The following is a 24,429-nucleotide window of genomic DNA, read 5'->3' on the forward strand; positions in this document are numbered from 1 at the left end:
GGGTATTGGTGTGGGCGAGGCTCACGGGGCGACTCCTTGCATGAGCAATCCGGTGTTTTCTTCCAGTCCCAGCGCGATGTTCATCGACTGGACTGCGGCACCTGCGGTGCCCTTGGTCAGGTTGTCCAGCGCCACCGAGACGATCACGCGGTTGGCGTGGGTGTCGAAGGCCAGCTGCAGCTGGACGTGGTTGCTTGCCTGCACCGCGCCGGTGGTCGGCCACTGGCCCTCGGGCAGCAGGTGGACGAACAGCTCGTTGTCGTAGGCCGCGGCCCAGGCCTCGCGCAGCTGCGCTTCGGTGACCCCGGGCTTCACCTTGGCGGTGGCGGTGGTCAGGATGCCGCGCGGCATCGGGGCGAGCGTCGGGGTGAAGGAGACGGTCACCGGTTCGCCGGCCAGCTTGGAGAAGCCCTGTTCCATCTCCGGGATGTGGCGGTGCACGCCGCCCACGCCGTAGGTGCTCATGGAGCCCATGACCTCGGCGCCCAGCAGGTGGGTCTTGGCGTTCTTGCCGGCACCGGAGGTACCCGAGGCGGACACGATCACCACGTCGTCCGGTTCCAGCAGATTGGCCGCGAAGCCGGGAGCCAGCGAGAGCTGGCCGCCGGTCGGGTAGCAGCCGGGCACCGCGATGCGCTTGGCGCCGACCAGCTTTTCGCGCTGTCCGGGCAGCTCGGGCAGGCCGTAGGGCCAGGAACCGGCGTGCTTGGTGCCGTAGAACTTCTCCCAGGCCTCGGCGGATTCCAGGCGGAAGTCGGCTCCGGCGTCGATGACCAGGGTGGATTCGGGCAGCTGCTCGGCCACGGCGGCGCTGGCGCCGTGCGGCAGGGCCAGGAAGACGACGTCGTGCCCGGCGAGGTTTTCCACGGTGGTGTCCACCAGGACGCGGTCGGCGAGCGCATGCAGGTGCGGGGCGATGCCGCCCAGGCGCTGCCCGGCCTGGGAATGCGCAGTGATGGCGCCAATTTCTACGTCGGGGTGGGCGGCCAGGATGCGCAGAACCTCGCCGCCGGCGTACCCGCTGGCACCGGAGACAGCAACTGAAATCGTCATGACCAGAGCTTACCGCAAAATATGCATAGAGGCTAATAAATATTCATAACTTAGTTTGTCATGAAGTCCGACATGGGCGCTTTCGACCAGCCACCATGCAGGCTCGAGTCATAGACTGGGCCTAGCAGTGGCCCGGGCGATGCGGGCCGACGTCAATCTTCCACAGGAGCGCTCCCCCATGCAGCAGCAAGCCATACTCGTTGCCGAACCCTCGGATGCCAAGGGGCTGGTTCTGGGACAGGCGCCCATTCCGTCCGCGGGGCCGGGGCAAGTGCAGGTGAAGGTCGCCGCCGCCGGAGTCAACTTCATCGAAACCTACCAGCGCAGCGGCGTCTACAAGGTCGACTACCCGTTCACCCCGGGCTCGGAGTTCTCAGGAGTCGTCACCGAAGTCGGGCAGGGCGTGCAGAACTTCGCCGTCGGCGACCGGGTCGCGACCGCCTCCGGCACCGCCGGCTACGCCCAGTACGCGGTAGTCGATGCCGCACGGGCGGGCCACGTTCCCGCCGGCGTAGACCTGCAGGTGGCCGCCGCGCTGCCGCTGCAGGGCATGACCGCCCACTACCTGGTGAATTCGAGCTACATCGTGCGCGAGGGAGATGTCATCCTGACCTACGCCGGCGCCGGCGGCGTGGGACTGCTGTTGACCCAGCTGCTCAAGCTCAAAGGCGCTACGGTGATCACCACCGCCAGCACCCAGGAGAAGAAGGACTTGGCCAAGGCGGCCGGTGCGGACTACGTGGTGGACTACGGGCAGGTGGCTCAGACCGTCGAAAAGGTCACCGACGGCCAGGGGGTGCATGCGGTCTACGACGGCATCGGCAAGGACACCTTCGAGACCTCGCTGACCGCGCTGCGCCGTCGCGGCACCCTGGTGCTGTTCGGCGGAGCCAGCGGCCAGGTGCCGGACTTCAACCTCCAGCGGTTGAACGCCGGCGGCTCGCTGACCGTCACCCGCCCGAAGCTCGACGACTTCATTGCCACCGAATACGAAATGCACTGGCGTTTCGGCGACATCTTCCGCTGGGCCTCCGAAGGCAAGCTGGATGTGCGCATCGGCGCGAGCTTCCCGCTGTCCGAGGCCGCGGCGGCCCACACCGCATTGGAGTCCCGCAGCACCACGGGCAAGGTGCTGCTCGTTCCCTAGCCTCGGCGCCGCGGCTGCGGGGCCTGTGCCCCGCGGCAGGCGGCCTCCCGCCATAATCGACTACCTTGAATGAGCTGTTGGCTTCACTGGCGATCTCCTGGTTTCTGGGAGCGGGCCTGTTCCTGCTGTTGTTCCACGCAGTGTTCAGTGCCAAGTCCGAGAATTCGGATGGCGGCCACGGCCGCCACGTGCATCGGAACCGGCAAAGCTCGGCGCGGGCCAAGGCCATCCAGCGCACCAGCATGCGCCAGCGCTTCGCCAATGACTTTTCCTCCTTCGGCGTCGTCGACTGGGCACTTTTTGCCGGAGCGCTGTGCTTCCTGGCTTTCGCCGTCGCCCGGACCGCGGCGCTGCTGGACTGATCCGGCCTCCGGCCCGCGGCCGGCCCTCATTTCCCCGTACCGACAACCCACGGAGTTCACCAGTGGAACATCTTCCCCGGGAGCAACGAAGCCCCGCCAATGATGCCGAGATCAAGGACTACCTGCACCGACTGGGCCTTCCGGGGCTGATCGACCTGCATGTGCATTTCATGCCGCAAAACGTGCTGGACAAGGTCTGGGCATTCTTCGATGGCCGCGAAGCGGATGGCGACCTGCCGTGGCCGATCAGCTACCGCACCGACGAGGCGCAACGCGTCGCGACCCTGGAGCAGCTGGGCGTCGCCCGGTTCAGCACCCTGAACTATGCGCACCGCCCGGGCATGGCCGACTGGCTGAACGAGTACTCGAAGAACTTCGCGGCGCTCCATCCGCAGGCCATCGCCTCCGGGACCTTCTATCCCGAGGAGGGCACCGAACAGCAGGTCAGGGACTGCCTCGAATCGGGCGTCGAGGTCTTCAAGATCCACGTCCAGGTCGGAAACTTCGATCCCAACGATCCGCAGCTGGATCGGGCCTGGCAGCTGGTGGCCGAAGCCCGCACCCCGGTCATCATCCACTGCGGCAACGGCCCGCACAAGGGGCAGCACACCGGCATCGAGCCCATCCGCCGGCTGCTGGCGCGCCATGAGGACTTGGTGCTGGTGATCGCCCATGCGGGGTTGCCTGACTACAGCGAGTTCGCCGAGCTGGCGCTGGAGCACCCGAACGTCTATCTCGACACCACCATGCTGGCCACCGATTTCACGGAGCAGTTCGCGCCGATGCCCGAAGGCTACCGCGCACTGCTGGCGCAGCTGGCAGGCAAGGTCGTGCTCGGCACCGACTTCCCCAATATCCCCTACCCCTACAGCCACCAGCTCCAGGCCCTCGACGCCCTGGGCCTGGGCGAGCAGTGGATGCGCGAGGTCCTCTGGGAAACGCCGCAGCGCCTGCTGGCCCAGGTGCGCGCGGCGGTCTAGCCAGCTCGGGCGACCGGCGCAGATCGAGCCGGTGCGGCCACCTGCTCGACAACTTCGGGTGCAGCGCCCTAGAAACGGGAGGAACCGCCGGCGCCGGAGAAACTGCCGCCTCCGGAGTAACCGGTGGAGACTCCGGAGGACGAGCTGGCCGCCTGGCGGGAACTGTCCACTGCCTTGACCGCGGATTGATAGCCGATGTTGAAAGCACTGACCCGCCAGAAGAATTCTGCCGGGCTGGTGACGTCCAGGATCGACCCGCCGCTGCGGGTTCCGGTGGAGGCGTAGCGTTGCTTGCGCAGCTTCGCGCGCATTTGCTTTTCTTCGGCCTCGGACTTGGCGTAGGCGCCGATCCGCGCGGCCGCGTAGGCGTCGAGGCGTTCGGTTAATTGCTTGCGCAGTTCGCTGAGCCGGTCCAGGGCGGTATCGACATCGATCACCTGCGCGGCCAAGTCCGTGCCGACGGCCTGCACTTCCTGCTGCGCCGTGTCGGCGAATGAGCGCAGCGCGCTCCCGGCCGGGCCCAGCTTCTTGTCCGGGCCGCCGAGCAACTCGGGGAGTTCCGCCAGGTCTTCAAGGATCGGAGCCGTCTGCGCCCGCCAGGCCTCTTGCCACGTGGCAGACCTGGTGTAGAGCGCTGCGGCGGCGATGATCGCGTCATCGGTCGCGTCCAGCTGCTGGGCGGTATCGATGAAGTCCTTGGACAGGGCGACACCGGAGCCGGAGGAGCGGGTTTTCTTCGTCGCGGCTTCAAGCTCCTGTTGCCGGGCGAACAACGTGCGGTACTTGGCCATGAAATCGGCGAAACGACGTTCCAGATCCGCCGCATGGCGCGAGCCGGTCGGCAAGGTACGGGCGGACAGCTCGGTGGTATCTAAATCCATGGTCACATTGCTTAGATGCTCCCGTCCGGTGCTGAGGTTCGCTTCGAACTCCTTGCGCCGTGAAGCCCTGACACCGAGAACCACCAAACCCGTCGCTCCCGCGGCGCCGCCGGCGACACCGGTGGTGATCCACAGGGCGGGGTTCTTGTACCATGGTCGGTTCATGATCTTCGCGCCCTTGGCGCCAACGGCGATCACGCCGTCGGTCCAGCGCGAGAGGTTGAAGTCCTCATATCCTGCCTCGTGGATGGATTCCATCTGGCTCGTTGAAACCTTGCGGTCTTCGCCGAAGTAGGTTCCGATCTGGCCGTCGCCGTGTCCCTCAACCGAGAGTGTGATGATGAAGTATCCGTCGGCCCAATAGTCGCCGTAGTCCTCGGCATCTTGCGAGATCCATTCAGGATGCTCCTCCCGGGCGAACGCGAGTGTTTCGCTGTTGATGTCGTCGGAGTATTCGCCTTGACGGGAGAAGACCGCAACCTTTGTAGGCTCGTTGAAATCGATGCTTGAGAGTGCGTCCTTGATCTTCTCATCATTGAGGACATCGGCCGTGTCGTAGACGCTGATGTCCTCCAGATTCGCTCCGGCGGCGACGCCGATCGTTGAACTGCTGGCAGCAGCTGCCGGAAGTCCCGGGGCTAGCCCCAACAGCACCACGGCCGCCGCGGCAGAGCATCGAGTCAAAGAGTGGCGAAATTGCATGTGCAGAACTCCGGTCCAATAGCAGGTCGATCATCGCAACAATGGCTTTAAGCCATCGTATCGGCTATTTCAAACGAAGTCTTGAACCTCAATTGCATTCCCAACTGACCACGCAGTTCGGATGGCCGCCGCGGGCCACGCTGAGGATGAAGCGGCCGGACCCAAGCGGCGCGAAGCCATTGTCCCGGATCGCTCGTCTCGCGAACGGCCATCGCACTACGAGACTCGGGCAGGCCGGAAGTAGTCCACCAGGAATCCAAGGAGCAAACCCGCGGCGATGACGGCGAGCGCTGGCAGGATCACCAGAGGGCCGACATAATCCCGGATATCGATCCCCGCGAGCGGTTTGCCGAAGAAGGCGCAAAGCAGGTACACGATCGCCAGCACCATGCCGACGCTGGCAATGGCCCGGCCCTGCGTGCGCCGCTTTCGTTTCGGGAACTGCTTGGCGTACTCCTCGGCAGGGCCGAATTCCGTCTCGACGGAGGTTCCCGCTGTGTTCTCATAGGACCGAACCTCTTTGAGCGTCTCAGCGATCTCCGCTTCAGTCATGCCCTGCATCCGCAGGTTGAAGGCCAGCTTCCGTTCGTAGTTCATGATTTCTCCTGGCTGGTCGTTCGGATGCTGGTCAAGGCCCGGGTCATGCCGGTCCACGCGGCTTCAGCACGCAGAAGTTCCGCCTCGCCCTGCGGCGTGAGCTTGAAGAGCTTGCGCGGAGGTCCCGCGTGCTCGTGCGTCCACAGGTGCTGCGTAAGCTTCTGTTCGTCCAACCGCTTCAGCAGCGGGTACAGCGTCCCACCCTTGATCCGCGCAAAACCGTGCTGGCGAAGCTTCTCGGCAATGGCGTACCCGTGGTTCTCCCCATGGCTCAGCACCGCAAGCACCGCCTGCGGCAGCGCGGCCCGCGTCAGTTCCGGATAGTCTTCAAAATCTTCCATCCTTAGATATCCTCACTAGCCAGGTAGCCTTACAACCCAATTCGCTGAATATAGCTCTCAGGGATGATCAGCTCCCCACTGCCCTGCGCCACTCGGCGCAAGACTCCCCGTGCCCCGCCGGCAGCTCGGACTCGCACGCGGGAGCGCAGATCGACGGTATATCAGAGATGCGGGTAACACTTCGTCCGGAACCGATGGCCTTGCAGACTTTCGAATTCAACGCTTCGTCGCATATCAGACCAGCAATAATGATGGGAGAAGAACCAAGAAATCCGAAAGGATGAAACCCTTTCATGTCAATGCGTGTTACAAGTGGTTGTAAAATCGGAGGATGACTAGCATTGACGATTCCGGCGCAGCCGTACTTCCTGAAGCCGAACGCGAAGTTCTCACCTGGGACACCTTCGGTGTGGCATCCCGCGAACTGGCACAGACCGTTGTCGACAGCGGTTTCGAGACCGACGTAGTCGTGGCCATCGCCCGCGGCGGACTGCTGTTGGCCGGTTCCATCGCCTACGCCTTGGGCGCCAAGGCCTGCGGTGCCCTGAACGTGGAGTTCTACACCGGCATTGGCACGGTTCTTGAGGAGCCAGTGGTGCTTCCTCCGATGCTGGACGAGGGCGCGCTGCACGGCAAGAACGTGCTGCTCGTTGACGACGTCTCGGATTCCGGCCGCACCCTTGCCAAGGTCGTCGACCTCATCTCCGAATGGGGCGCAAACGTCAAGACCGTTTGCCTCTACACCAAGCCGCGCACCATCATGGTTCCCGACTACGAATGGCGCCGCACCGACAAGTGGATCACCTTCCCATGGTCGGATTTGCCACCTGTCGAGAAGACCGTATCCGGCAGCTAGAACCGGCAAAGCACTCTGCTGACATGCCGAGGAATGCGAACCCTTCGTTCCATTCCTCGGCATTCACTTTTAAACTTGTCCCATGACAGAACCCGTGCGTTTGATGCCCTTTTCCACAGCGGATCATGATTTCCTGGCCAAGCTCGCCAGTGATCCGCGTGTCACGGCCTTTACCGGCGACGGCAGGCCGTGGACGGGCCCCTATCTTTCGCGACGAATGGAGCAGGCGCTGCAGGATCCGGGCGTCCAATGGTTTATCGCGTGGCAGGGAAAGGACTCCGGTGGGATTCTTCACCGCCACGCGCAAGCCTGAAGCAAGTGAAATCGGCTATTGGGTTGACCCGCAGTTCTGGGGACGGAGCATCGCCGGCCACATGATCCCCCAAGGCGTGTCATTGCTGGCCGACCAGGGCGCCACGGCGTTTATCGCCAGGGCATTAAGGAACAATACCGGTTCGCTCAAGTTGCTGGAGCGCAACGGATTCACCACGCAGGGCACCGATGCCGAGGACCTGGTCACCCTGGCTCTGCGGATCGCCCCGAATACCTACCGCTCGGCAGACTCCGAAGTTTCGGAAGACGGCTTGTAGCCGTCCCTGAATTCTTGTTCGCGCTGCTGGTCCTGCGCTGGTTCGTCCAGATGCGTTCCCGCACCGCGCTGGATCAGCAGCACCGCGCCCCACGCAATGGCGATAGCCGCCACGACAGCCATCGCTCCCAAAACCACAACGAGCAGGCAAGCCCCCGTTTTCCGCGCAGCAGACATGGGTTCCCCTTTCGCACCGAATCAACCCAAGCCACAAGTCTAGCCCGTGGACAAGGCCGGCCGTTCACGCGTTCGCATCCTAGCTAGGACGGGCTTCCTGGGATGATAATGCTCTGCATACCTCAATTACGGCGGAGGGGATCACCATGGAAATCAACTACGGCTTGTACTACCGGCTGGGCTTGCACCCCTGGGAACACTACGCCAAGCTCCACCTCGCCAACTTCGAGCATCAGCTGCAGGTCGAAATCGAGCAGCATGCAGGTGCATCCCCTGGTGTTCTCCCCCGGGCCATTGATCTCGGCTGCGGCAGCGGGATCCACTGCCGCCGCATGGCCGCGGCAGGTTTCGAGGTAGTCGGCGTGGATGCGCAGCAGCGGGCCCTGGTCCGTGCCCGTGACCAGGCCGGGCCGCACGAGACCTACGTACAGGCCGACGTGACAGACCTGTCCGAGCTGACGCCTGGGTTCAATTTCTTCCTGGATTCCGGGTGCCTGCAAGGTCTGGTAGGCGAAGCCCGCAGCCGCTACGGGCATGCGGTCGGCCGGCTGGCCGCGCCAGGCGCGACGTTCCTGGCCTTGCAATTCGGCAACTCCCGATTCAACTCGTTCATCGGAGGGATCTCCCGCGAAGAGCTGCAGGACGTCCTTCCCCAGTGGGCGCTGATCGACGACTACCCAGCCGAAACCCGCGAGCTGGGCTGGTTCCAGAAGCAATCCCGGCCGCACTGGTACCGATTCCTGTACCGCTAGCGGGCAAGGGAAACGCCCCGACTCTCCGGGGTCCGGGGAGTCGGGGCGTGCTGCGCTGTTGCGTCCTAGCGCTGGACGGCGCCGAACTTCTCGGCGGCCACGGCCACCGCGGCGGCACGCGCCTCGGAAGCCTCGTCAGCGGTCAGGGTGCGGTCGGTGGCGCGGAAACGCAGGCCGAAGGCCAGCGACTTCTTGCCGTCCTCGATGCCCTTGCCCTCGTAGACGTCGAACAGCGCGACGTCTTCCAGCAGCTCGCCGGCGCCTTCGCGCAGGGCAGCCAGCACGTCGCCGGCCACGACCTCTCGGTCAACCACCAAGGCAACGTCCTGGGTGGCCAGCGGCTGGGTGGACAGGTGCTCGGCGACCACTACTGCGGGGGCGGCGTCCATCACGGCTGCGGCATTCAGTTCGAAGGCCACGGTGCGCGCCGGAAGATCGGCATCCTTCAGCAGGGCCGGGTGCAGCTCGCCGGCGTAGCCGACGATCTCGCCGTTCAGCTTCAGCGCCGCGGCACGGCCCGGGTGGAACGCCTGGTGGCTGCCCTGGGCGATCTCCAGCTCGGTGCCCAGGATGTCGGCGACGGTGCGCGCGGCATCCAGTGCGTCGGCCCAGTCCCAAACGCGCGGGGCGAACCCGGCGGCGGCCGGAGCCTCATGGCCGGTGAACACGCCGGCGATCTGCCATGGCTGGTTCGGCACGCCGGCGAAGAGCTCGGCCAGCACCTCGTCGCTCGGCTTGGCGCCCAGCGGGGGAAGCACGCTGGAACCCAGCTGCTCGCCCGGAAGGAAGACTAAGCCGCCTTCGTACAGGGCCAGGTCGCGGAAGCCGCGGCCGTTGTTGCGGCGGGCGGTGTCCAGCAGGCCCGGCAGCAGCGAGGTGCGCAGGAAGCGGAATTCCTTGGAGATCGGGTTGGCCAGGGTGGTGGCCTTGACCTGGTCCCCGGCCTGCGCCGCGCCGAAGGTGTTGTTCTGCGCCTCGGAGACGAACGGGTAGCAGAGCACCTCGGTCATGCCGAAGTCGGCCAGGCCCTGCAGCACGCGGCGGCGCTGGGACTGGGAACGGCTCAGGCCGCGGCCCGGAGGGGCTACCGGCAGGGTGGCAGGGATCTGGTCGTAGCCGATCACGCGGGCGACCTCTTCGACCAGGTCTTCCTTGATGGCCAGGTCCGGGCGCCAGCTCGGGGCGGTCACGGTGAAGCCGGCGGCGTCCTGCGACACCTCGGCGCCGATGCCCTCCAGCGCGGAGATGATCTGCGCATCGGTGTAGTCCACGCCGATCAGCGCCGAGGCGAAGCCTGCGGGCAGCACGATCTGCGCGGCCTGCGGCACGGCTCCGGCGTCGGTGATCTTGGCGGTCTCGGTGCCGCCGGCCAGCTCGACCAGCAGGTCCACGGCGCGCTGCGCGGCGATCTGCATGATGCGCGGGTCCACGCCGCGTTCGAAGCGCTTGGAGGCTTCGGAGGGCAGCTTGTGGCGGCGCCGCGAGCGGGCGATGGACACCGCGTCGAAGTGCGCGGCCTCGATCAGCACGCGGGAAGTCGCATCCGACACCTCGGTGCTGGCCCCGCCCATGACGCCGGCGATGCCGATGGCGCCGGACTCGTCGGTGATCAGCAGGTCCTCGACCGACAGCTCGCGTTCCTTCTCATCCAGGGTGGTGAGCTTCTCGCCGGCTGCCGCGCGGCGCACGGTGATGGCGCCGGAGAGCTTGTCCGCGTCGTAGAAGTGCAGCGGGGAACCCAGCTCCAGCATCACGTAGTTGGAGATGTCCACTGGCAGGGAGATCGAGCGCATCCCGGCCAGCTGCAGGCGCGAAGCCATCCAGCGCGGGGTCGGACGGGTCGGGTCGATGCCGGTCACCTCGCGGGTCACGAAGCGGGTGCAGCCCGCCACGCCGTAGATCGGCGCGTCATCGGCGAGCACCACCGGGTGCCCGGCTTCGGCGGCGTTCGTGACCTGGACCTTGGAGGCCGGATCGGTGAACGCGGTGCCGGTGGCCAGCCCGTATTCGCGGGCCACGCCGCGGATCGAGAAGCAGTAGCCGCGGTCAGGGGTCACGTTGATCTCCGCGGCCTGGTCGTCCAGGCCGAAGAGCTCGAGCACGTCGGTGCCCAGCTCCGGGTCCAGGCCCAGGCGGGAGAGCACGATGATGCCGTCGTGGTCGTCGCCGATGCCCAGCTCGCGGCTGGAGGCGATCATGCCGGCCGAGGTGTGGCCGTAGGTCTTGCGCGGGGAGATCTTGAAGTCGCCGGGCAGCACGGCGCCCGGAAGGGTGACGACCACCTTGTCGCCCTCCACGAAGTTGTGCGCGCCGCACACGATGCCCTGCACGCCGGAGGGGTCGATGCCCTTGCCGGTCAGGGTCTGCTCGGCGCCCTCAGGCACCACGCGGACCTGGCACCAGTTGATGGTCTTGCCGTTGGAGGCTTCCTCCTTGACCAGCGAGAGCACCTGGCCGACCACGATCGGCCCGGAAAGCTCGTCGGAGGGGCGGTGGACGTCTTCTTCCTCCAAGCCGACCTTGACCAGGTCCGCCATGAGGTCTTCGGCCGAGGCATCGGCAGGAAGCTGCGTGTACTCGCGCAGCCATGACAGTGGAATACGCATAACTTAGATCTCCATCCCGAAGTGCTGGCTGAAACGTACGTCGCCCTCGATCATGTCGTGCATGTCCGGGACGTCGTTGCGGAACATGAGCGTGCGCTCGATGCCCATGCCGAAGGCGAAGCCGGAGTATTCCTCCGGATCGATGCCTGCGGCGCGCAGCACGTTCGGGTTGATCATTCCGCAGCCGCCCCACTCGATCCAGCGCGGGCCGCCTTTGGCGCCCGGGTGCCAGATGTCGAGTTCGGCGCTCGGTTCGGTGAACGGGAAGTAGGCAGGGCGCAGTCGGATCTGCGCTTCGGCGCCGAACATCTGCCGTGCGAAGTGCTCCAGGGTTCCGCGCAGGTCGGCCATGGTCAGGCCCTTGTCCACGGCCAGGCCTTCGAACTGGTGGAAGACCGGGGTGTGGGTTGCGTCCAGCTCGTCGGTGCGGAAGGTGCGGCCCGGGCATAGCACGTAGACCGGGACTTCGCGTTCAAGCATGGAGCGGACCTGCACCGGGGAGGTGTGGGTGCGCAGCACCAGATGGGCGTCTGCAGGCTCGATGAAGAAGGTGTCCTGCATTTCGCGGGCCGGGTGGTCCGGCTTGAAGTTCAGCGCGTCGAAGTTGAACCACTCGGATTCCACCTCGGGGCCTTCGGCGATCTCCCAGCCCATGCCCACGAAGATGTCCGAGACGCGGTCCTGCAAGACCGACAGCGGGTGGCGGGCTCCGGCGCGGCGGCGGCGCGGGGCGGCGGTGACGTCGACGGTTTCCTCGACAAGGATGCGTGCGGCTTCGGCTTCTTCCAGCACCACGGTGCGGGCGGCCAAGGCCTTGTTGACCCGTCCGCGGGCGCCGCCCACGAGCTTGCCGGCGACGGCCTTTTCCGACTTGTCCAGCTTGCCGATCTGGCGGTTGGCCAGCGACAGCGGCGACTTCTCGCCGGTGTGCGCCAGGCGCGCTTCCTTCAGCTCGTTCAAGTCCCCGGCGGCTTCGATGGCCGCCAGGGCGGCTTCTACTGCCTGGGAAATCGCGGCTTCATCGGTGGGGTGCGGAATGTTCGGCTCCGCGTCCGGAGCCGTTGATGGTGTCTGATCAGACATGGGATCGATCGATCCTTACTCTTATCTTGTAATTACTCGTTCAAGCACTTTGCTTCTATTCTATTGCCAAGGGCCCGTCTTCGTTTCAACGATGACGGGCCCTGAGCGTGGCACTGCTTACGCAGCTGCGGTGAAATCCGCGTTAGTGGGATTCCTTGGCGGCCTTGGGGCTGAAGGCGAGCACGAAGACCAGGGTCAGCACGAGCAGCGCGCCGCCGAAGATCGTCGAGTAGAACAGCGAAAAATCTGCCTTGCCGGTCGCCTGGTAGGTCTCGGCGCCCTGGATCAGGTCGAAGGTCACGGTGTGGTGGTCGACCTCGCCTGCGGTGGTGGAAACGATCGCGCCCGGGAAGGTCACCGCGAAGTTCGCCTCGGTGAAGCTGGAGTCCACGGCGGTCTGGCCGGTGCCCGGCATCGAGAAGCTGAACTCCTGGCCGTTGCCGGAGATGGCGACCGGGAAACCGAAGACGGTGAAGGCGTCGGCAAGCTCCGTGAAGGTCATGGTCTTGGCGGTGGTGAAGGCCAGTCCGACGTTTGTGCCGTCATCGATGTCGGTGGTGGTCCAGACGCCGGCCAGCTGGGAGTTCAGCTGGTCCATGTTGACCTGGGTGGCCAGCAGATCCTGGAAGTCCAGGCCCTGGAGCGCGTCCTTTTTCATGGTGACCTCGACGGTACCGGTGGCCCTGTCGTCGCCCTGGATGCTGACGCCGGCGTTCATGCTGACGCAGCCGGACAGGGCCAGCACGGCAGCGAATGCCAGCGCAATGACGCTAATTAGTCTCTTCACGGAGACGCTCCTTGAATTCTTGGGGACGTGGCTAGCTAGCCACTGTTGACGCTATATACCAGTCTACGGGTGTCCGGCCAGATGGCCGATTCGGCTCAGATCCAGACAGGCCCGGACGATCGGCGCATCGGCGGGAATCCACTGAACCGCTTCGCCCAGCGAATCGTCCAGGTCGAGCCACGCCAGTTGGTCGTGGCCGTCCAAAGGCTGTGGTTCCCCTTGCGTGATGACGGCGAACCAGACGCGCATCGCTGCCTTGTCGTTCAGTTGCCAGCCCTGCGCCAGCGGACCGGTAATTTCGGCCCCGAGGCTCAGCTCGACACCCAGTTCCTCGCGCAGTTCGCGGTGCACCGCTGAGGTGTCGGACTCCCCCGGTTCGACCTTGCCGCCGGGGAATTCCCACAGGCCGGCCAAGGCTTCGGGACGGTTGCGGCGCGCGGCGAGCATCCGGGTCGGCGAGGTGAGGTCGTCCACGATCGCCACCGCGACGATCTGCTTCAGTGAGGTATTCATTCAGGTTTGCTTCCCTCGGGGTCGATTGCGGTCGGTCAGCGCTGCGCGCGGGCCGAGCCGTAGAGGCAGACCGTGGCCGCGGTTCCGACATTGAGAGACTCGGCGACACCGTACAGCGGAACTGCGACGCGGAAGTCGGCCGAGGCTTTTTCGTGGTCGTCCAGTCCTTGCCCTTCGTTGCCGAACAGCCACATGGTGGCAGATTCAAGCACGGGTTCGGTTCCCTCGGAAGGGGTGGCGCTTCCAGCGTGGGCGCGCAGCACCGCCTGGTCCTGCAGGGTGTCGAGGTTGTGGGCTGCATAGCCGTCGGCTGCCAGCACCTGGACGCCGGTAGCCTTGGCAGCCGCCGCGAGGTGGTCGAATTCGATGTTGCTGAGCACCGGGAGGTGGAACAGCGAGCCCACCGTGGAGCGCACGGCTTTCGGATTGTAGATATCCACGCTGCCCTTGGTCAGCACCACCGCGTCCGCGCCGGCGGCGTCGGCTGCGCGCAGGATGGTTCCGGCGTTGCCCGGGTCCTGGACGCGGCAGAGCACAGCGATCAGTTTCGGCTTGGCTTCCAGCACCTCGCTGAGTTGCGGCTGGCTCATGGCCACCACCCCCAGGATCCCCTGCGGGCTCTGCGTATCCGCCATGGCGAGCAGCACTTCCCCGGTGACGAGGCGAGGTGTCAGCTTGCTGTCGGCCAGCAGCGCGTTGAACTCGGGGTGGCTTTCAAGGAATCCGGGAACCGCATAGATGTCCTGGATGAGGTTGTCGTTGTGCCGGTGCGCCAGCAGCGCTTCCCGCACGGCCTGCGGGCCTTCGGCGAGGAACTGACCGGTGGCTTCACGTCCCTTGCGGCTGGCAAGCCGCGCGACGGCCTTGACCCTGTCGGCGCGTGGATTGGACATGAGCTCGGGCGAATAGGTCATGATTCGAGAATACCGGTAGAAACGCCAAAGGGCAGGATCCGCACCTAGTGCGGATCCCACCCTTTGGTGTGATCTCTCCAATAAAGAGGAAGTAGATTTACTTCATCTTCTGGCGGGCTTCGCCGCCGGCAGGCTCGAAGCCTGCGGCCTTGGCAGCCTCGATGGAGTTGAACCAAACTTCAGCGTCAGTCTGCTCGTACCAAGTCGAGCCCGGTACGTGGTACTTGTTGGAGCCTGCATTGCCCTTGATGATGAAGCCCTCTGGGACCTCAGCACCTTCAACTACCTTGAAGACGCCGTTTGCTTGCGTAGCCTCTGCGGCTGGGGCCTTTGCGGCCTCTGGAGCAGCGGCAGCAGCCTTAGCAGCAGCCTTTGGGGCTGCAGCGGCTACTACCTTAGGCGCTTTTGGGGCGTTGACGTCAGCCGGCAGGGCACCCTTTGCTACCTGAACCAGAGTGGCGAATGCGTTGGAGTCCGAGACAGCCAGCTCGGCAAGCATGCGGCGGTCAACCTCGATCTCAGCAGCCTTCAGGCCCTGGATCAGACGGTTGTAGGTCAGACCGTTGGCGCGGGATGCAGCGTTGATGCGCTGGATCCACAGGCGGCGGAAGTCACCCTTGCGCTTGCGACGGTCGTTGAAGCTGTAAACGAACGAGTGGAGCAGCTGCTCCTTGGCCTTGCGGTACAGGCGCGAACGCTGACCGCGGTAGCCCTTGGCGCGTTCCATTACGACGCGACGCTTCTTGTGGGCGTTTACTGCCCGCTTCACACGTGCCACGTGTGTTCTCCTTCAAGTTGGTTCCCCAGGCCGCGGTGGCGGAATGGGAGAAGTCTATGGGTGGTGGGGTGATGCTTCCCCGAATTGCGAAAGGGAGGCTTAGAGGCCCAGCATCCGCTTGATGGTCTTCACATCGGCCTTTGCGACCAGCTGGTCAGAAGCCAGGCGACGGGTCAGTCGCGAGGACTTGTGCTCCAGGTAGTGACGGCGGTTAGCCTGCTGGCGGACGAGCTTACCGCTGCCGGTAACCTTGAAGCGCTTCTTGGCGCCACTGTGAGTCTTGAACTTCGGCATAGCTGCCGTTCTCCTTACGTGCTCCACACGGCAATTGAATGACGTGTAGGGATCATCCGAAGCGGGCCCCTTGCGAAAGGTGACCGCTGCTGTTCTCTTGTAGTTGGATCTTCCAAGGAAGTTCCTTCACCGTCTAGCGGTGACGGGCTCGAAAGCCCAACAGGCTTGGCTAGGCGCCGCCTTCAGCTGCTTGGCGTGCCTGCTCCAGCTTGGCGCGAGATTCCTCGTCCATCGCTGCTGCGACATTCTGGCCTTCGGTCTCGGCTGGAGCGTCGGTGCGGATCTTGCGCTTGGCCGAATCACGGCCACCCGACTTCTGCTGCTGTTCGCGGCGAGCCTCGGCCTTGTTCTTCAGCGGACCTACAACCATGACCATGTTTCGGCCATCGATGCGCGGGCTGGATTCAATGACGCCAACCTCGGCGACATCCGCTGCAAACTTCTCCAGCAGGCGGATACCCATCTCGGGACGCTGCTGTTCACGACCACGGAACTGGATCATGGCCTTGACCTTGTCACCGGCGCCCAGGAAGCGCAGTGCGTGGCCGACCTTGGTCTGGTAGTCGTGGGTGTCAATCTTCAGGCGGAAGCGAACTTCCTTCAGGACCGTATTGGTCTGGTTCTTGCGAGCTTCGCGAGCCTTGACAGCGGCTTCGTACTTGTACTTGCCGAAGTCCATCAGTTTGCACACTGGAGGCTTGGCGTTGGGTGCCACCTCGACCAAGTCCAGATCGGACTCGTGAGCCAGTCGAAGCGCGTCCTCGATGCGGACGATGCCTACCTGCTCACCATTGGGGCCGACGAGACGTACCTCTGGCACGCGAATGCGCTCATTAATGCGTGGATCGCTGATGTGTCACTCCTGAAATCCTAAGTTCCATACCCGCAAACGAAGAAGGCCTCCGGCTGCGATTGCAGGCGAAGGCCACAGTGACGACACAATGGATCTGCGGAAATTTCCGAGTTCCATCTTGGATATGCTCAGGCATATCCTGCCGAATTACCCGGAAGCCTCAAAACGGCGACAGCGGGTGGGAGTTGGCCTCCACTTGCTTGGCTCAATACTAATACGATCCGTCCGCCCGGCGCGAACCGGTGGACCCTGACTGCATGTATCGAGTCGGTCTGTGACAAGCTTAGCAGTATGAGTACCGAAGACACCAACTCGCATCAGCACTCCGTCGACCAGCAGGTGCGTGACATCGCTGAGGTCGCTGCAGTAGAGATCATCACGACCGCTGCCGTTCACCTGATGAGCGCCGCCGCCGTCAAATGCGGCCTGGCCGAAGGCGATGACGCAAATGAACTGAAGGATTTGGACGAAGCCCGCAAGCTGATCACCGCCCTCGCCGGCCTAGTCACCGCGGGTGCACCTGAGATTGGTTCGCAGCATGCAGCGCCGCTGCGCGACGGCCTGCGTAGCCTGCAGCTGGCCTTCCGCGAAGCCTCGCTGATCCCCGACGCACCAGGCAAGGGCCCGGGCGAAAAGTTCACCGGACCGGTCAGCTAGGCTTCGATCCGAAAAAATATTAGAGATTAAGATCATCCTCGGTCCGGCACATTGTGCCGAACCGAGGATGATTTTTTTGTTCTTGTAACCGAAGATCCGCGTAAACGGTATCTACGCCATCTACGCCGCGATGCGGGTACGGGTGCGCTGCCGGCGGACCCGGCGGCGAATCTGCTGGGCAAGCAATGCCAGGACAACAACGATGATGGCCAGCGAACCGATGCCGACGAATGCCAGCGGGGGGCCGAAATTGTCGACCATCACGCCGGTCATCGGGGACCCCAACGCCGTGCCGCCGGTCATGGCCGACCCGTACCAGCCCATGGCCTCGCCACGGCGCTTTTCAGCCACCAGGTCGGTCAGCCACTCCGAGGCGGCGGACAAGGTCGGTGCGCACATGAAGCCAGGCAGCGCGGAGAAGATCGCCAGAGACAGCGGATCCCAGGCGAAGAACATCGGGATCGTCAAGATCGCCATGAGCAGCAGCAGGACAAGGGGCGAAATATTGCGGCGCATGGCACCGTACAGCAGGCCGCCAATCAAGGATGCGCCGCACCAAAACAGGAACACGAGACCAAGCTGTTCGCTGTTCCCGCCAGCTTCAAGTTCAGCCACGATGGATACTTCGGTGCCGGTCAGCAGCATTCCTGCTCCGGAGGCCGCGATGAAGACCGCGAGCACCGAGGCGCTGACCCAGCTGAAGCGGTTTTTGAAGTTCTTGCCGCGCTTCTTGATCCTGGCACGCGCAGATTTCATACCGGCCAGAATCAATTCGCCTTCAACTTCCGGCACGCCTACCGGAGCCGCGGCGATGAAGCTCGCCTCGGCGCCGAGCCGTTCTTCGTGGGCGTTGGACTTGTTTGCCGACGCCTTGGGGTCGGCGCTGCTGGTCGGAGGGTTCAAGAGCATCATGGCCAATCCGGCCGCCGAGGCCGTCACGCCGATGACGCTCAGCCCGATGGTGCTTGAAATCTGCGTTGCCACGATACCTGCGGCTGCCGGGCCGACGATGAACACCAGTTCGGTGGCGGTGGCATCCAGGGCGAACGCGGTGCGCCGTTGCTCGCCGGTGGTCATCACGCCCAAGGCGGTTCGGACCACGGAGAAGACCGGCAGGGCGAAGAGCCCGCCGATGAAAGCCAGCGGATAGATCCATACCAGCGGGACGTGCGGGACTGTGCACCAGACCGCTGTTTCGACGATGACCGAGGGAATCAGCGCCCTGCGCAGACCCCACATGTCTACGCGGGCACCGCGCCAAGGTGCGCCGATCGCGATGCCAATGGTCATCAAGGCTGTCACCAAGCCGGCGGAAACCCAGCTCTGGTCCAGGTTCGTGACCAGATGGAGCAAAAGCAGCATGCCCAACGCCGAATGAGGAAGCCGAGCGACCATGCCGATAACCAGCAGCGAAGCGATCTGAGGCTGACGCAGGATCTGCCAGTAGTTCTTCATGACGCGGAGTATTCCTCTTCGTGTAGGCCCCTCCCTAGCTGGATGAGCTGAGCAAGCTGATTTCTATCGAGTCCACCGCCTCGGCGAACTCGGGTTTTCGAGCCAATAGCCCGTGAATATTTGTCGCGATCTCTCGCGCATCGTTTTCGCTGGTTCCTGCCGCGAAAACGAACTGCAGGTTCAATTCCGGTCCGGAGCCGCCTCCGGGCACTGCGTTGCCCTGCGCATCTCGTGAACCAACTCCTCGGCCTGGTGCTAGCTGCACTTTGCGAAGCTGGGCGTAGCCACTCGTCGCGTCCTGGACGATTTCAGCAATGCCCTGGTTCAGATAGCTCGGTGTCCATTCGATCTGCTTGGCAAGGTTCCACATGCCCGGTCGTCGAAGGACGAACGTGTAGTCGCCGCCCGGATCCAGCACCAGTAATTGGCATTCTTCGCTGACCGCAGACAACGCGGCGCGCGGGGCGTAGACCGCGACTGGTCTCGCTTCGTTGTGCCAGGCCTGGAGCCGCTCCACGGTGGTGAACACCGGCAAGGCCATGCGTCCGTCCGGCCCCTTGATCTTGACCAGGGCCATGTCGGCTTCCTTGTCGGAGGCGAAGCCGTGCTCGGTCATCGCTTCTTCGCCAAGCTGGGCTACTACTGCAACGAAAACCCGGGCGTTGGCCAGCGACTGGTGGACGCCGGACTCGCTGCCGTTGCCGGCTCGCAGATCAGCCAGCGCCTGCATCACCGCCTCATCTGCCAGTCCGTCGTCCTTGTCGAACTTGTGCAGCGGGTTTTCATCACCGGTCAGGTCCCGTCCTTCCCAGCTTTGACCTGCGGAATCAGTCGGGGAACCTGCCTGCGCCAGTGCCGCGGCGATATGTCCGGGCAGGTGGCGCTTGGGTGCGGATTCAGGTTGCGCGGTGCTCATAGATCCATGCTATCTGTGAGAACCCCGGTGGAAGAACAAGTTTCAGGGACTCGGGCATGAGCTTGCCCACGAGACCTTGGGCACACTTCAGATATTCGGGCCTGGCCACAACGCGGCGGATGTGGCATCTTGAAATGATAATGCGCAAGGACACGGAATCCGAGAGCCTGTTTGCCAGAGCAATGCCGGGCTATGTCCCGCAGGGCGCAGTTCGCGGCCTGGGCGGGGGCTCATCCGTCCCCCGCCGTTGGCCACGGACGCCGCAGGAGGTTCATATTCGGCTTCATAAAAAATCGTGGACCGGCTGGATTTTTCCAACCGATCCACGACTTCAAAGGTCTGGCTCAGACCTATTTAGCGACGGCCTGCCACATCAAGCGCCTCGGGCAGCGTGAACTGCCCCGAGTACAGGGCCTTGCCCATGATGGCGCCTTCGATGCCTTCCGGTACCAACGCACGCAGAACACGCAGGTCTTCGAGGGAAGAGATACCGCCCGATGCGACAACCGGCTTGTTGGTTTTCGAGGCGATCTCGCGCAGCAATTCAACGTTGGGTCCACGCAGGGTTCCGTCCTTCGTGACGTCAGTGACGACGTAGCGCGCACAGCCGGCATCCTCCAAGCGGGCAAGCACCTCCCAGAGGTCTCCCCCGTCCTTGGTCCAGCCATGGCCGGAGAGCGTAGTGCCACGCACATCCATGCCCACGGCGATCTTGTCGCAGTGGCGGGCAATGGCCTTGCGGGTCCACTCCGGGTTCTCCAGTGCGGCCGTCCCGAGGTTCACGCGGGTGGCGCCGAATTCCAGTGCGCGATCTAGTGACGCGTCATCACGGATTCCGCCGGAGAGCTCAACCTTGATGGACAGCTCCTGGGCGATTCGCTGGACGATCTCGATGTTGCTGCCGCGACCGAAGGCGGCGTCGAGGTCGACCAGGTGCAGCCATTCTGCACCGTCGTTCTGCCAGGCCAGCGCCGCTTCCAGAGGGTCGCCGTATCCAGTTTCGGATCCGGCTTCACCCTGAACCAGGCGAACCGCCTGTCCGCCGGCGATATCTACTGCGGGAAGCAGTTCGAGAATTGGTTGCTCACTCATGTTGTCCTTCTTCGAAAGTTTGAAACTAGAGGGTTAAGACCCATGCTGCGATGACACAACCAGCTGCCAGGCCCCACGCGGCAATGATCCACGACAGGTGCGCTTTCTGGTTCTTCAAGGAGATTGCTCCGCCGGCAAGAAATGCGCCGACCCCGAGGAGTGCGATCGACCACATTCTAGAGAGTCTCCAGCCAGTTGCTCAGCAGCTTCTTGCCAGCTTCGCCAGACTTCTCCGGGTGGAATTGCACTGCCGACAAGGCACCGTTTTCAACGGCTGCGATGAATGGGGTTCCGTGGGTGGACCAGGTAACCTGCGGCGGAGTCATTGCCGGCTGGGTGACGTCGAATTCCCACTTCTGCACTCCATATGAATGCACGAAGTAGAAGCGCTCGTTTTCAATACCTGCAAAGAGCTTGGTGTTTTCCGGCGGACGAACGGTGTTCCAGCCCATATGCGGGATGACATCAGCCTGCAGCCGCTCTACGGTGCCTGGCCACTCGCCAATACCCGCCGTCTTGACGCCGTGTTCCACGCCTTCGTCGAAGAAGACCTGATGTCCAACGCAGATTCCGAGCACGGGCTTGCCGCCGGCGATACGGCGACCGATCCAGCGCAGTGCACCGAGCTTGGTCAGCTGGTCCATGACCGATGCGTAGGCGCCGACGCCGGGAACGACCAGACCGTCAGCCGCTTGGACCTTGTCCGCGTCTGCGGTCAGCTCTACCTCGGCTCCGGCTGCTTCAAGCGCACGCACTGCCGAGCGAACGTTGCCCGAACCGTAGTCCAGGACAACAACTTTCTTTTTTGCCACTTAAAGGGCACCCTTCGTGGATGGAATCTTGTCGCCCATGCGTTCGTCGTGCTCGACGGCTTCGCGCAAGGCACGGGCGAAGGACTTGAACTGCGCTTCGACGATGTGGTGCGGGTCGCGGCCCGAGAGCACCTCGATGTGGGCACAAATCTGCGCGTGGAACGTGATCGCCTCGAAAACGTGACGGGTCATCGAACCGGTGAAGTGTCCACCGATCAGATGGTATTCCTGGCCGGCCGGCTCGCCGCCGTGCACCAGGTAGGGGCGCCCGGAGACATCTACAACGGAGCGGGCTAGTGCTTCGTCCAGCGGTGCGTAGGAAGTGCCGAAGCGGCGGATACCCGCCTTGTTGCCCAGGGCAACACGCAGCACCTCGCCGATGGTGATCGCGGTGTCTTCCACTGTGTGGTGTACGTCGATATGGGTGTCGCCGGTTGCACGCACGGTGAGGTCGATCAGCGAGTGCTTGGACAGGGCAGTGAGCATATGGTCGAAGAACGGCACGGTGGTGCTGATCTCCGAGACGCCTGAGCCATCGAGATCCAGTTCAACGAATACCGAGGATTCGCTGGTGACTCGTTCCATACGGGCGCGACGTGCGCCAATCAATTCGGCAGACATGTCTTCCTTCGCTTGTCTTTTCTACTTCTGTGCGCTGAGCAGTTCGGTCAGCCGCTCCAAGAAGGCGGTGGTTTCGGCCTCAGTTCCCGCGGTGACTCGCAGGGTGCCGGCGATTCCGTTGTCACGGATGATGATTCCAGCGTCCAGAAGCCCCTGCCAAATGGCGTGGGGGTCGTCCAGGCCGCCGAAAAAGACGAAGTTCGAGTCTGAAACCGAAGGCTTCAAACCCAGCTCGGTCAAGGTGCTCACGATGCGGTCGCGTTGGGTCTTGATTTCTTCGACCTGTGCCAGCAGAAGGTCAACGTTCTTCAGCGCGGCAATGGCGGTCGCCTGGGTCACTGCAGAGAGGTGGTAGGGCAGGCGGACAAGCCGAATCGCATCGGTGACTTCCGGTGCCGCAGCCAAGTAGCCCACTCGGGCGCCAGCCAGGCCGAAGGCCTTGGACATCGTGCGGCTGACAATCAAGCGCTGGCGTCCTCCGAGGAGGCTCAGTGCCGACTTGGTATTGGCCAGTGAAAATTCAGCGTAGGCCTCGTCGACGATGACCATGGCGTTGGTCTCGGAGGCTGCCTCGTAGACAGCCTCGATGACATCCAGTCCCAATGCCGTGCCGGTTGGGTTGTTCGGAGAGCAGAGGAAAACGATATTCGGTGTGTGCTCGCGTACCTGCGCGGCAGCAGAGTCGGCCGAGAGAGTGAAATCATCGGCGCGTTGGCCGGCGATGTATTCGGTATCGGTTCCGCTGGCCAGCAGCGGGTACATGGAATAAGTGGGGCCGAAACTCATGACGCTTCGACCGGGGCCACCGAAGGCTTGCAGGATCTGCTGCAGGATCTCATTGGAACCGTTCGCGGCCCAAATGTTCTCGCGATCCAGATCGTGGCCCAGGTACTTGGCTAGGAGTTCACGCAATTCCACGAATTCACGATCCGGGTAGCGATTCAGCGTGGCCGCTGCCTTGGAGACTTCTTGAGCGATTGCATCAATCACGGTCTGCGGAAGCGGATGGGTGTTCTCATTGACATTCAGCTGAATTGGTACGTCAATTTGTGGCGCACCGTAAGGGGACAGCCCGCGGAGATTCTCACGCAAGGGCAGCTGACTCAATAGTTCACTGCGGACATTCACGTCATTAAGTCTAATGGCGCAGTCGTCGGTTCAAGAATTGGCGACAAACCTTGGTAACAATACCTGTCGCCATTTTGAGGGTTTGACCGGCTAGTTGGCCAACACCGGGATCTCCAAGGTGTCGCCAACGCGGATCTCGCTGGAGTCCAGTGCGTTGATCTCCGTGATATGCTCCATGGCCGCATTCACGTCGTAGCCTACGGCGTATTCACGGGCGAGATCCCACAACGAGTCGCCCGGGATGACGGTCACGGCCACGGTTTCAACACCTTGCGGCGAGTTGGACGCCGCCTGGGCACTTGAAGTGAACATGGTGATCAGGAATGCGGCGGCGATGGTCAGAATGAACACCGGGACCCCAACCAGCACGGCCCAGCCGCGACGATTGATGCGGATCTTCATGTGTTCTTTGGTGCGTTTCGAGTCAAGTGCGGCGGTTGCCATGACTATTCTCCTCAACAGTGGCATGATGCGAACCTGTCTTCGAATACTGTTTTCGAAGATGTGTTCGATTCTCGTATATCTTTTCTAACAGAACTTCGCGGAAATTGTCCAGACACTTTCGAACAAATCTTTGAAAGACTCCCTCACATCGACTAAGATTTCGAAGTAGAAGAGGAACGAATACATAACATCACTGGCTTCCGACAGTTAGGCATCCGCCCAGCTCACGACCGGTGATTAGGGAAGGCTAAAGGTCATGTCAGCTTCAGAGCGCACTCCCCGATCGAATGCACGTTCGCTGACGATCCGCCAGAAGAAAATTCTCGAGACCATCCAGCGCTCGATCGGAAAGAACGGCTATCCGCCGTCGATGCGCGAGATCGGCGACACCGTGGGCCTCAAGAGCCTGTCGAGTGTCACGCACCAGTTGAGCCAGCTTGAAAAGCTCGGCTACCTTCGTCGTGATCCACGCCGACCTCGTGCCATGGAGATCCTGCTGCCGCTGCAGCTCAGCGAGGATGCCGCAGCGGCCGAGGCGCCCAAGCCAGCGGAAGAGGCCGGCAAGGAAGATGCGAAGATCATTGAGCTGAGCACCTCCGCGGACACCACTATGGTGCCGCTGGTTGGCCGTATCGCCGCTGGTGGACCGATCCTTGCAGATCAGACGGTAGAGGACGTGTTCGCGCTTCCGCGCCAGCTGGTGGGCCACGGAGAGCTGTTCATGCTTCGAGTCTCAGGAGACTCGATGGTTGATGCTGCGATCTGCGACGGCGACTGGGTTGTTGTGCGTCGCCAGCAAACTGCGAACAACGGCGACATCGTGGCTGCATTGCTCGATGAAGAAGCTACCGTGAAGACGTTCCGGCAGCGCGACGGTCATACCTGGTTGTTGCCGCAGAATTCTCGGTACGAGCCGATCCTCGGTGATGCAGCGACCGTCATGGGACGCGTTGTATCGGTCATGCGTTCGCTCTAATCCGACAAATCGAAGAGCGCTGGGGTGCAGTTCAATATGACTGCGTCCCAGCGCTCTTTGCTT

Annotated in this window: 29 protein-coding genes; 9 read left to right on the forward strand and 20 right to left on the reverse strand. The window is 63.3% G+C overall.

Features of this window, described 5'->3' with window-relative positions; translation table 11 throughout:
* Window positions 1-21 precede the first annotated feature (21 nt).
* On the reverse strand, window positions 22-1,053 hold the full coding sequence (gene argC, locus ATC04_RS12505) for an N-acetyl-gamma-glutamyl-phosphate reductase (RefSeq protein WP_047121183.1): 1,032 nt from the start codon (window positions 1,051-1,053) through the stop codon (window positions 22-24).
* A 178-nt stretch (window positions 1,054-1,231) separates the two neighbouring features.
* On the opposite strand from argC, the gene ATC04_RS12510 reads away from it, so the two are divergent.
* The 3 genes from ATC04_RS12510 (at window position 1,232) to ATC04_RS12520 (ending at window position 3,542) form a co-directional block, all read left to right on the forward strand.
* Window positions 1,232-2,200: a quinone oxidoreductase gene (locus ATC04_RS12510; RefSeq protein WP_052772615.1), complete on the forward strand. Its 969-nt coding sequence runs from the start codon at window positions 1,232-1,234 to the stop codon at window positions 2,198-2,200.
* 77 nt (window positions 2,201-2,277) lie between these two features.
* Complete coding sequence (locus ATC04_RS12515) at window positions 2,278-2,562, forward strand: hypothetical protein (protein WP_047121182.1); 285 nt, start codon at window positions 2,278-2,280, stop codon at window positions 2,560-2,562.
* Window positions 2,563-2,624: 62 nt separating this feature from the next.
* Window positions 2,625-3,542, forward strand: a complete 918-nt coding sequence (locus ATC04_RS12520; RefSeq protein WP_047121181.1) for an amidohydrolase family protein — start codon at window positions 2,625-2,627, stop codon at window positions 3,540-3,542.
* Between the two features lie 68 nt (window positions 3,543-3,610).
* Here ATC04_RS12520 and ATC04_RS12525 read toward each other — a convergent pair whose 3' ends face one another.
* From ATC04_RS12525 to ATC04_RS12535, 3 genes are all read right to left on the reverse strand, one after another.
* Window positions 3,611-5,125, reverse strand: coding sequence for a DUF5129 domain-containing protein (locus ATC04_RS12525; protein ID WP_082124113.1), 1,515 nt, complete (start codon window positions 5,123-5,125; stop codon window positions 3,611-3,613).
* 216 nt (window positions 5,126-5,341) lie between these two features.
* Window positions 5,342-5,722, reverse strand: coding sequence for a hypothetical protein (locus ATC04_RS12530; RefSeq protein WP_047121179.1), 381 nt, complete (start codon window positions 5,720-5,722; stop codon window positions 5,342-5,344).
* Window positions 5,719-6,063, reverse strand: a complete 345-nt coding sequence (locus tag ATC04_RS12535; protein WP_047121178.1) for a PadR family transcriptional regulator — start codon at window positions 6,061-6,063, stop codon at window positions 5,719-5,721. The genes ATC04_RS12530 and ATC04_RS12535 overlap by 4 nt, the downstream gene beginning before the upstream one ends.
* A 331-nt stretch (window positions 6,064-6,394) precedes the next feature.
* Here ATC04_RS12535 and ATC04_RS12540 point away from each other — a divergent pair, with 331 nt between their 5' ends.
* The 3 genes from ATC04_RS12540 (at window position 6,395) to ATC04_RS12545 (ending at window position 7,509) form a co-directional block, all read left to right on the forward strand.
* The gene (locus ATC04_RS12540) at window positions 6,395-6,919 is read left to right on the forward strand and encodes a phosphoribosyltransferase (protein WP_047121177.1); all 525 of its coding nucleotides are present in this window, start codon (window positions 6,395-6,397) and stop codon (window positions 6,917-6,919) included.
* An 82-nt stretch (window positions 6,920-7,001) separates the two neighbouring features.
* Window positions 7,002-7,232 carry a hypothetical protein gene (locus ATC04_RS19895; protein ID WP_231736124.1) on the forward strand — a complete coding sequence of 77 codons (231 nt, stop codon included), beginning with the start codon at window positions 7,002-7,004 and terminating at the stop codon, window positions 7,230-7,232.
* Entirely contained in the window at window positions 7,201-7,509 is a 309-nt protein-coding gene (locus tag ATC04_RS12545) for a GNAT family N-acetyltransferase (protein ID WP_052772614.1), read from the forward strand. The genes ATC04_RS19895 and ATC04_RS12545 overlap by 32 nt, the downstream gene beginning before the upstream one ends.
* Here the strand turns inward: ATC04_RS12545 and ATC04_RS19380 are convergent.
* Window positions 7,467-7,685, reverse strand: a complete 219-nt coding sequence (locus ATC04_RS19380; RefSeq protein ID WP_146955850.1) for a hypothetical protein — start codon at window positions 7,683-7,685, stop codon at window positions 7,467-7,469. The two genes, ATC04_RS12545 and ATC04_RS19380, sit on opposite strands and share 43 nt — an antisense overlap.
* Before the next feature lie 146 nt (window positions 7,686-7,831).
* On the opposite strand from ATC04_RS19380, the gene ATC04_RS12550 reads away from it, so the two are divergent.
* Window positions 7,832-8,437, forward strand: coding sequence for a class I SAM-dependent methyltransferase (locus ATC04_RS12550; RefSeq protein ID WP_047121176.1), 606 nt, complete (start codon window positions 7,832-7,834; stop codon window positions 8,435-8,437).
* Between the two features lie 65 nt (window positions 8,438-8,502).
* Here ATC04_RS12550 and pheT read toward each other — a convergent pair whose 3' ends face one another.
* From pheT to infC, 8 genes are all read right to left on the reverse strand, one after another.
* Complete coding sequence (pheT, locus tag ATC04_RS12555; protein WP_047121175.1) at window positions 8,503-11,043, reverse strand: phenylalanine--tRNA ligase subunit beta; 2,541 nt, start codon at window positions 11,041-11,043, stop codon at window positions 8,503-8,505.
* Between the two features lie 3 nt (window positions 11,044-11,046).
* Window positions 11,047-12,126 (reverse strand): phenylalanine--tRNA ligase subunit alpha, encoded by a 1,080-nt coding sequence (gene pheS, locus ATC04_RS12560; protein ID WP_047121174.1) that lies wholly within the window; start codon window positions 12,124-12,126, stop codon window positions 11,047-11,049.
* Between the two features lie 142 nt (window positions 12,127-12,268).
* Window positions 12,269-12,913 carry a DUF3153 domain-containing protein gene (locus ATC04_RS12565; protein WP_047121173.1) on the reverse strand — a complete coding sequence of 215 codons (645 nt, stop codon included), beginning with the start codon at window positions 12,911-12,913 and terminating at the stop codon, window positions 12,269-12,271.
* Between the two features lie 63 nt (window positions 12,914-12,976).
* The gene (locus ATC04_RS12570; protein ID WP_047121172.1) at window positions 12,977-13,426 is read right to left on the reverse strand and encodes an NUDIX domain-containing protein; all 450 of its coding nucleotides are present in this window, start codon (window positions 13,424-13,426) and stop codon (window positions 12,977-12,979) included.
* A gap of 35 nt (window positions 13,427-13,461) precedes the next feature.
* Window positions 13,462-14,340 (reverse strand): RNA methyltransferase, encoded by an 879-nt coding sequence (locus ATC04_RS12575; protein WP_047121171.1) that lies wholly within the window; start codon window positions 14,338-14,340, stop codon window positions 13,462-13,464.
* 97 nt (window positions 14,341-14,437) lie between these two features.
* Window positions 14,438-15,118 (reverse strand): 50S ribosomal protein L20, encoded by a 681-nt coding sequence (gene rplT, locus ATC04_RS12580; protein WP_047121170.1) that lies wholly within the window; start codon window positions 15,116-15,118, stop codon window positions 14,438-14,440.
* A 99-nt stretch (window positions 15,119-15,217) separates the two neighbouring features.
* Complete coding sequence (gene rpmI, locus ATC04_RS12585; RefSeq protein WP_047121169.1) at window positions 15,218-15,412, reverse strand: 50S ribosomal protein L35; 195 nt, start codon at window positions 15,410-15,412, stop codon at window positions 15,218-15,220.
* Window positions 15,413-15,581: 169 nt separating this feature from the next.
* Entirely contained in the window at window positions 15,582-16,265 is a 684-nt protein-coding gene (infC, locus tag ATC04_RS12590; protein WP_152666956.1) for a translation initiation factor IF-3, read from the reverse strand.
* A 291-nt stretch (window positions 16,266-16,556) separates the two neighbouring features.
* Between infC and ATC04_RS12595 the strand changes: the two genes are divergently transcribed.
* Complete coding sequence (locus tag ATC04_RS12595) at window positions 16,557-16,922, forward strand: DUF1844 domain-containing protein (protein WP_047121167.1); 366 nt, start codon at window positions 16,557-16,559, stop codon at window positions 16,920-16,922.
* A 120-nt stretch (window positions 16,923-17,042) separates the two neighbouring features.
* Here the strand turns inward: ATC04_RS12595 and ATC04_RS12600 are convergent, their stop codons facing one another.
* The 7 genes from ATC04_RS12600 to ATC04_RS12630 form a co-directional block, all read right to left on the reverse strand.
* Window positions 17,043-18,377 carry an MFS transporter gene (locus tag ATC04_RS12600; protein ID WP_047121166.1) on the reverse strand — a complete coding sequence of 445 codons (1,335 nt, stop codon included), beginning with the start codon at window positions 18,375-18,377 and terminating at the stop codon, window positions 17,043-17,045.
* A gap of 34 nt (window positions 18,378-18,411) precedes the next feature.
* Complete coding sequence (locus ATC04_RS12605) at window positions 18,412-19,293, reverse strand: SseB family protein (protein ID WP_047121165.1); 882 nt, start codon at window positions 19,291-19,293, stop codon at window positions 18,412-18,414.
* Window positions 19,294-19,647: 354 nt separating this feature from the next.
* On the reverse strand, window positions 19,648-20,385 hold the full coding sequence (gene priA, locus ATC04_RS12610) for a bifunctional 1-(5-phosphoribosyl)-5-((5-phosphoribosylamino)methylideneamino)imidazole-4-carboxamide isomerase/phosphoribosylanthranilate isomerase PriA (protein WP_047121164.1): 738 nt from the start codon (window positions 20,383-20,385) through the stop codon (window positions 19,648-19,650).
* 176 nt (window positions 20,386-20,561) lie between these two features.
* The gene (hisH, locus tag ATC04_RS12615; RefSeq protein ID WP_047121163.1) at window positions 20,562-21,197 is read right to left on the reverse strand and encodes an imidazole glycerol phosphate synthase subunit HisH; all 636 of its coding nucleotides are present in this window, start codon (window positions 21,195-21,197) and stop codon (window positions 20,562-20,564) included.
* A complete protein-coding gene (gene hisB, locus ATC04_RS12620; protein ID WP_047121162.1) occupies window positions 21,198-21,818 on the reverse strand; it encodes an imidazoleglycerol-phosphate dehydratase HisB in 621 nt (206 codons plus the stop codon).
* Between the two features lie 21 nt (window positions 21,819-21,839).
* Window positions 21,840-22,946 carry a histidinol-phosphate transaminase gene (locus tag ATC04_RS12625; protein ID WP_047121161.1) on the reverse strand — a complete coding sequence of 369 codons (1,107 nt, stop codon included), beginning with the start codon at window positions 22,944-22,946 and terminating at the stop codon, window positions 21,840-21,842.
* A gap of 90 nt (window positions 22,947-23,036) precedes the next feature.
* Complete coding sequence (locus ATC04_RS12630; RefSeq protein WP_047121160.1) at window positions 23,037-23,390, reverse strand: LysM peptidoglycan-binding domain-containing protein; 354 nt, start codon at window positions 23,388-23,390, stop codon at window positions 23,037-23,039.
* Window positions 23,391-23,646: 256 nt separating this feature from the next.
* Here ATC04_RS12630 and lexA point away from each other — a divergent pair, with 256 nt between their 5' ends.
* Window positions 23,647-24,366 carry a transcriptional repressor LexA gene (lexA, locus tag ATC04_RS12635; RefSeq protein WP_047121159.1) on the forward strand — a complete coding sequence of 240 codons (720 nt, stop codon included), beginning with the start codon at window positions 23,647-23,649 and terminating at the stop codon, window positions 24,364-24,366.
* Window positions 24,367-24,429 lie beyond the last annotated feature (63 nt).

This window comes from Arthrobacter sp. YC-RL1 (assembly GCF_001454985.1).
GTDB classification, from domain to species: Bacteria; Actinomycetota; Actinomycetes; order Actinomycetales; family Micrococcaceae; genus Glutamicibacter; species Glutamicibacter soli.